Below are 307 nucleotides of genomic sequence, written 5' to 3'. Positions count from 1 at the left end.
GCTCAACCAACCCACCCAAAGCATCGCTGCGGCGATGACCAACAAGCTCAGTAAGATAGCTTTGCTTTCACCCCAAGGCATTACTGTAAAGAGAAAAACCAAAGTGGAAGGAGTGATGATCGCGATAGCTATTCGTTCTTTCCGCTGTTTTTCTTCGGTTTTCTTAAGACCTGCAATGAGCCCTTGGAGGTCAAAATTACTTGCTTTCTGGCTTTGCCAGAGTTGCTGTATGTCGTTGAAGTTAGTTTCCATGAGGATTGAGTTTTTGGGTGAGAGAGGTTTTGATGCGGTTGACTTTCACTGCCAC

At 45.6% G+C, this 307-nt stretch carries 1 protein-coding gene; it reads right to left on the bottom strand.

The window, feature by feature from the left end:
• On the bottom strand, positions 1-252 hold a 252-nt coding region (locus tag ACNKXV_RS14060), incomplete at its 3' end, for a hypothetical protein (RefSeq protein WP_417908340.1).
• Between the last annotated feature and the right edge of the window lie 55 nt (positions 253-307).

Origin of the sequence: Christiangramia aquimixticola, assembly GCF_048285835.1 — a bacterium.
GTDB lineage: Bacteria > Bacteroidota > Bacteroidia > Flavobacteriales > Flavobacteriaceae > Christiangramia > Christiangramia aquimixticola.
This window is presented reverse-complemented; position numbering and strand designations above follow the sequence as displayed.